Raw genomic sequence first — 1,724 nt, 5'->3', positions numbered from 1 at the left:
ACCGCACAACAACCCCTCGACCGGGGTCCGCGCCTCACGACCACCACCGGCCGACCCGGCGAAATCAGGAGCCGGCAGCGCGGCACGGTCCAGCTTCCCGTTCGCCGTCACCGGCAACCCGTCCAACACCACCACCACGGCAGGAACCATGTAGTCCGGCAACTTGGCCGCCACGAACTCCCGCAGCACCGCCCCGTCCACACCATCCACACCGTCACCCGCGACAGGCACCACATAAGCCACCAGCCGCCCCTCACGAGCGACCACCACCACCTGACCGACCGACTCGTGCGCGGCCAGCACCGTCTCGACCTCACCGGGCTCCACCCGGAACCCACGGACCTTCACCTGCTCATCCACACGCCCGGCGAAGACCAGCTCACCCCCGGGCGTCCACCGACCCAGATCACCCGTCCGATACATCCGAGAACCAGGAAGGCCGAAGGGATCAGCCACGAAACGTTCAGCCGTCAGCCCCGAACGCCCCAGATAACCACGCGCCAGACCAGCACCCGCCACATACAACTCACCGGTCACACCCACCGGCACCGGCCGCAAAAACGCATCCAGCACGAACACCCGCGTGTTCACCACCGGCCGCCCGATCGGCACCACCACCGAGCCCGCGGGGAAATCCGTCAGCGGCTCACTCATCGCCGCACACACCGTCACCTCGGTCGGCCCATACGCATTGACCACCCGACGACCCGACGACCACCGCGCCACCAACCCCGGCGGACAGGCCTCACCCGCCACCACAATCGTCCCCAGCCCCGCCGGCAACTCCTCCACCACCGACAACACCGACGGCGGCACCGTCACATGCGTAACCCCGAACTCCCCCACCACATCAGCCAACGCAGCCGAATCCGCCAGCACCAACGCACCACCCGAACACAACGTCACACACAGCTCCGACACCGCCGCATCGAAACCCAACGACGCGAACTGCAACACCCGCGAACCCGGCCCCACCCCAAACCGCTCCGCCTGACCCGCCACCAGCCCACCCAACCCCGCGTGCGACACCACCACACCCTTGGGACGACCCGTCGAACCCGACGTATAAATCACATACGCCGCATCGGCCATGGACACCGGAGCAACCCGCTCACCGTCCGCCGGCGCCGACGACGACCGCGCGGGCGGCGTCGGCTCCGCCAGCCGGGCCGCCACCACCGGATCGTCGATCACCAACCGGGCAATGTCGTCGTTCCGGGACAGCACGCCCACCGTCGCGGTGCTGCACACCACCAGCTCCGGCCGCGCATCGCCGAGCACATACGCGATCCGCTCCGCCGGATACGCGGGATCCAACGGCACAAAAGCCGCCCCCGCCTTCGCCACACCCAACTGCACGGCCACCAACCACGCCGACCGCTCCAGCACCACACCCACCAACCGGCCAGGACCCACCCCACGCCCGACCAGCTCACACGCCACCCGGTTCGCCGCCGCATCCAACTCCGAGTACGACCACACCACACCCCCCGACACCACCGCCGGCACATCAGGAGTACGCACCACCTGAGCCTCGAACAACTCCCCCAAAGTCCCCACCGGCACCACCCCGGCCGTCTCGTTCCACTCCTCCAGCACCAACCGCCGCTCAACCTCGTCCAACACATCGACCCGGCTCAACGGCACCTCAGGATCGGCCGCCACCTGCTCCAACACCCGCACCAAACGACCCACAAGCCCCCGAGCAGTGACCTCGTCGAACA

The 1,724-nt window shown here is 68.4% G+C and carries 1 protein-coding gene; it reads right to left on the bottom strand.

Translation table 11 applies throughout. The features are described from left to right. Positions 1 to 1,724: non-ribosomal peptide synthetase (locus ACZ418_RS42850; RefSeq protein WP_468374301.1), on the bottom strand; the 1,724-nt coding region annotated here is incomplete at both ends.

This window comes from Streptomyces sp. NPDC030820, from assembly GCF_055572075.1.
This window is presented reverse-complemented; position numbering and strand designations above follow the sequence as displayed.